The sequence below is a fragment of the Flaviramulus basaltis genome (genome assembly GCF_900114265.1).
In the GTDB taxonomy this organism is placed as follows: Bacteria; Bacteroidota; Bacteroidia; order Flavobacteriales; family Flavobacteriaceae; genus Flaviramulus; species Flaviramulus basaltis.
Genome location: NZ_FPKV01000018.1, coordinates 1 through 4,286, shown reverse-complemented (window position 1 = coordinate 4,286; position 4,286 = coordinate 1). Strand labels below are relative to the sequence as shown.

Here is a 4,286-nt window from a genome sequence, read left to right as displayed (position 1 = left end):
TTGCTAAAAAGTGAAAAGCAGAATTTAGTCGGATAATTTGAATCATGAAAAAACAACGAAATGGCAACACCGTATATAAAAAATAGCTAGTTTTATCCTAAACCAATGTCAGTTGCTCGTTTACTAGCTTCTGATTTTCCTTCGGAAAATCCTCGCACGCAAACACGCAACTTTCCATATACATAAACGTTGCCATTCATTGCGGAACTCACTCTGAACGAAAAATAAAACTAAATTAAATATGAATTACAATATTAAAACCGGATTAATAATTTCGACAATTTTAATTTTTTTATCATTGATAACTCTACAATATAATGTATTTGGAACGCAAACTATTATTGATATTTTTATTATGTCAGCTTTTATAGTTAATATTTCACTACTTTTTAAAGTTTTCAAAAAACAAAAAAAGACTGATCAATAATATTAAAAAGTAAAAACCGAATTGAATGTGGAATTTAGCAAATTTCGAAATTTCTTACTCAAACGGAATTATAAAACGTCTGACCTTACTCAAACTCATAAAAAAGGATTTGACGACTGACCAAAAGTTGTAAGAAAAAAAACCAACGAAATGGCAACACCGTATATAAAAAATAGCTAGTTTTATCCTAAACCAATGTCAGTTGCTCGTTTACTAGCTTCTGATTTTCCTTCGGAAAATCCTCGCACGCAAACACGCAACTTTCCATATACATAAACGTTGTGTACAATGCGCTCACTCGGTTAAAAAGCAATATAAATCTTTAATTTTTTCGCTTTAATTCTTAAAACATTTGACCTTAACAAAACGTATATATTACGGATTTCTGATCTCTATTTACGGACAAAATTTCTGACTCTAAAAATTCCGACCAAAGCAGAGCGCAACTGTTGCGAACGACTGACCTTCTGCACGGATAAACTAGATTGAAATAAATTAAGCACTGTACACAACATTGCCTATAATTCATTGCTGCGGATTTTTCCTGCGGAAAAATCTCGCACTTTTGCTATCTTTGGTTTACGGCGGAAATGTCCTGCGGACTTTTCCGCAACGAAATCATAGCCGAACCGTTGGCAACAATTAAAACCCACTCATAACGAAATGAATGACCATTTAATAAAGAACCTTAAAATATCATTATTCTGGAGCCTACTTGGGAATTTTATAATTGGTGGCTTAATAATTTATTTTATCAATTCACTTAAACCAATTGAATGGTATGCTTGGTTAATATATTTAATTTACCCAACCTATTTAATGATTAAGGAAAAGAAAATCTTACTTGGAATTGAAATAAATGGAAACGAAATAAGTATCAAAAGTTATTCGATATTTGGCGGAAAAAAAGAACTGAATCTGAACATTAATGAAATCATTGAATTAGACTTTTTTAGAGGTTTTGTAGTTAAGTATAAAAACTCTCTTGGAAAAAACACAGAAACTTTTCAAATAAATGCTGAACCGTGGAATAATGTTTACGGACAAATAAAAAATCTGAAATTGGCTATTCAAGAATTGAGACCGGAAAAAAGCAAAAAATTGAATTTAAAAACGGCTGATTAAAAATAACTGTTGCCAACATTGTATAAAAAAATACTAACTTCAAACTAAACAAATGAAAATTATTAAAATTGCATTATTTTTACTAACTATCTTCACTTTAAGTAATTGTGCTTCAAGTTACAAGTCAATTAATCCTAAATCCATTAATTATATTTCAAAAAGTGAAACTGAAAATGTAAAACTTGAATATAAATATAATGTATTAAATAAAAAATATAGTAAGAAGGAGTTGAATCAAAAAATAAGTATTGTCGCAATCAAAATTACTAATAATTCTGAAAAAGACTTATTGTTTGGAAATAACATAAAATTAATCCATGAAAACGGAAACGAAATTTCTATTATGAATACTGATAAAGTATTTAAGTCATTAAAACAAAATTCTGCTACGAATCTATTATATCTTCTTTTAACTCCATTAAAGTTTAATGTTTCAGCAACTGGTTCTGAACCAAAATCATTTCCGATTGGCTATGTTATTGGACCAGGGTTAGCAGGAGGAAATATGATAATCTCTGAATCTGCAAATAATAAATTCAAAAATGAAATACTCGAATATAAATTAAATGGTACAATCATTAAAAAGAATGAAACAAAATATGGTTTAATTGGAATTAATTCTAACTCTTTTGAATCAATAAAATTGAAAATTGAATAAAAACGTTTTACAACATTGTATAAAAATAATGCTTAAGTTTAATCCTAAATCAAAAGGTTAGTGCGTATTTGGACACTCTGATTTTCCTGCGGAAAATCCTCGGACACAAAACCGCAATATTCTTATACGTAACCGTTGTGTGCAATTTGTCTACGTTACCAAGATTTGGTATCTTTGAATAAATCATAGACAAAATGGGAAAAAACACATCCATATCACTCGGAAATCATTTTGAGGAATTTATAAATGAAGAGGTAAAATCTGGTAGATATAATTCTGTAAGCGAGGTAATTCGTTCCGCACTTAGAATGTTGGAGCGTGAAGAAAAAAAAGAAAAAGAGCTGATCAAAGCTCTTGAACTCGGAGAACAAAGTGGATTTGCGGAAAATTTTGATCCTAAACAGCATTTGATTGAATTACATCGCAAACACTTATGAGTGAGAATAAATATCGGATTAGCAAACAAGCGATTAATGATTTAAATGACATTTGGGTTTACACTTTTCATAAATGGTCCAAAGAACAAGCTGACAGATATTACGACTTAATAATTGGAGAAATTGAATTTATTGCAGATAATTATTTGATTGGAAAATCGGTTGAACAAACACGAAAAAATTATCGAGTAAGTAAAATAAAATCACATCTTATTTTTTATAGAAAAGTTGAAAATGAAATTGTGGAAATCGTTAGAATACTTCATCAGAGAATGGATATCAAAAAACGACTGAAATAAAAAACTGCACACAACAAAACCTATAAGTAATGCGGGCTTAGTGTTTAATTCAATGATTTGCCTATATTTAATGTGTCCGCAAAATCTTTAGGATTTTGCTCTGATAACAAAAAAATAAACCAAAACAAAAAGCTTTTGCTACGTGCGTAGACGGAATCGAAAATGATTCCTTGCCTCCGCACTACTCATAGCTGCAACGTTGTGTACAATGCGCTCACTCGGTTAAAAAGCAATATAAATCTTTAATTTTTTCGCTTTAATTCTTAAAACATTTGACCTTAACAAAACGTATATATTACGGATTTCTGACCTCTATTTACGGACAAAATTTCTGACTCTAAAAATTCCGACCAAAGCAGAGCGCAACTGTTGCGAACGACTGACCTTCTGCACGGATAAACTAGATTGAAATAAATTAAGCACTGTACACAACATTGCCTATAATTCATTGCTGCGGATTTTTCCTGCGGAAAAATCTCGCACTTTTGCTATCTTTGATTTACGGCGGAAATGTCCTGCGGACTTTTCCGCAACGAAATCATAGCCGAACCGTTGTGCTTAATTTAAAAAATGAAATCCGAACACATTTATAAACTACTTTTACTAACCATAATACTCTTTTCGAGTTGTATTTCGACTAAGAAATTGATTCGTAATAGTTCAACAGTTGTTTCTGAATTTAGCGAAAACAAACTGAACGGAATTTACAGTAACGGAAACAAAACATCTGACGGATATAACCTATGGTTCATTCTAACAAAACATAAAGAATCGGACAGCTCTAATGTCAAAATAACACTATTAAAAGAACAAATACTGAACATTAAACTTATTCGCCAAGATTCTATTTTAGAAGAATATAATCTTTATGGAAAGATAAAAAATTCATATTTCTCAATTGACCGAGATTTGAAACTTATACCGTTTTACCCCATATATTACATTCGGAACGAACAGAAAACAATTTTAGGAAATGATAAAGACGGGAATTTAATTTTGGTTAACGGATTTAAGAGCGAGGGTGCAATTTTATTTTTAGGAAATGGAAACCAAGGAGTTTACGAATATAAATTTGAAAAAATAAAAAACTAAGCACAACATTGTATAAAAATAATGCTTAAGTTTAATCCTAAATCAAAAGGTTAGTGCGCTTTTGCTAGCTTCTGATTTTCCTTCGGAAAATCCTCGCATACAAAACCGCACTATTCTTATACGTAACCGTTGTGTGTCATACTGAAAAACTTACCTCCATTCAATAACTTAACGCAACAAATCTAAAATTATAGATTTGTTACAATGGAAGTAAAAAAACACAAACGACTTACCTTAAAAGAAAGAGT

At 30.5% G+C, this 4,286-nt stretch carries 5 protein-coding genes; all 5 read left to right on the top strand.

What is annotated here, in order from left to right:
• The first annotated feature begins 1,090 nt into the window (after positions 1–1,090).
• The 5 genes from BT151_RS18235 (at position 1,091) to BT151_RS18215 (ending at position 4,038) form a co-directional block, all read left to right on the top strand.
• Positions 1,091–1,552 (top strand): hypothetical protein, encoded by a 462-nt coding sequence (locus tag BT151_RS18235; protein WP_072403799.1) that lies wholly within the window; start codon positions 1,091–1,093, stop codon positions 1,550–1,552.
• Positions 1,553–1,604: 52 nt separating this feature from the next.
• On the top strand, positions 1,605–2,210 hold the full coding sequence (locus BT151_RS18230) for a hypothetical protein (RefSeq protein WP_072403798.1): 606 nt from the start codon (positions 1,605–1,607) through the stop codon (positions 2,208–2,210).
• A gap of 194 nt (positions 2,211–2,404) precedes the next feature.
• Positions 2,405–2,647: a type II toxin-antitoxin system ParD family antitoxin gene (locus BT151_RS18225; RefSeq protein WP_072403797.1), complete on the top strand. Its 243-nt coding sequence runs from the start codon at positions 2,405–2,407 to the stop codon at positions 2,645–2,647.
• Positions 2,644–2,946 carry a type II toxin-antitoxin system RelE/ParE family toxin gene (locus BT151_RS18220; protein WP_072403796.1) on the top strand — a complete coding sequence of 101 codons (303 nt, stop codon included), beginning with the start codon at positions 2,644–2,646 and terminating at the stop codon, positions 2,944–2,946. The genes BT151_RS18225 and BT151_RS18220 overlap by 4 nt, the downstream gene beginning before the upstream one ends.
• Positions 2,947–3,516: 570 nt before the next feature.
• Positions 3,517–4,038: a hypothetical protein gene (locus tag BT151_RS18215; RefSeq protein ID WP_143144358.1), complete on the top strand. Its 522-nt coding sequence runs from the start codon at positions 3,517–3,519 to the stop codon at positions 4,036–4,038.
• Positions 4,039–4,286: the final 248 nt, after the last annotated feature.

What these genes read in the sequence shown, in the direction of transcription:
- BT151_RS18215 (WP_143144358.1), top strand. Translation starts at nt 3,517, where the DNA reads ATGAAATCCGAACACATTTATAAACTACTTTTACTAACCATAATACTC.
- BT151_RS18235 (WP_072403799.1), top strand. Translation starts at nt 1,091, where the DNA reads ATGAATGACCATTTAATAAAGAACCTTAAAATATCATTATTCTGGAGC.
- BT151_RS18225 (WP_072403797.1), top strand. Translation starts at nt 2,405, where the DNA reads ATGGGAAAAAACACATCCATATCACTCGGAAATCATTTTGAGGAATTT.
- BT151_RS18220 (WP_072403796.1), top strand. Translation starts at nt 2,644, where the DNA reads ATGAGTGAGAATAAATATCGGATTAGCAAACAAGCGATTAATGATTTA.
- BT151_RS18230 (WP_072403798.1), top strand. Translation starts at nt 1,605, where the DNA reads ATGAAAATTATTAAAATTGCATTATTTTTACTAACTATCTTCACTTTA.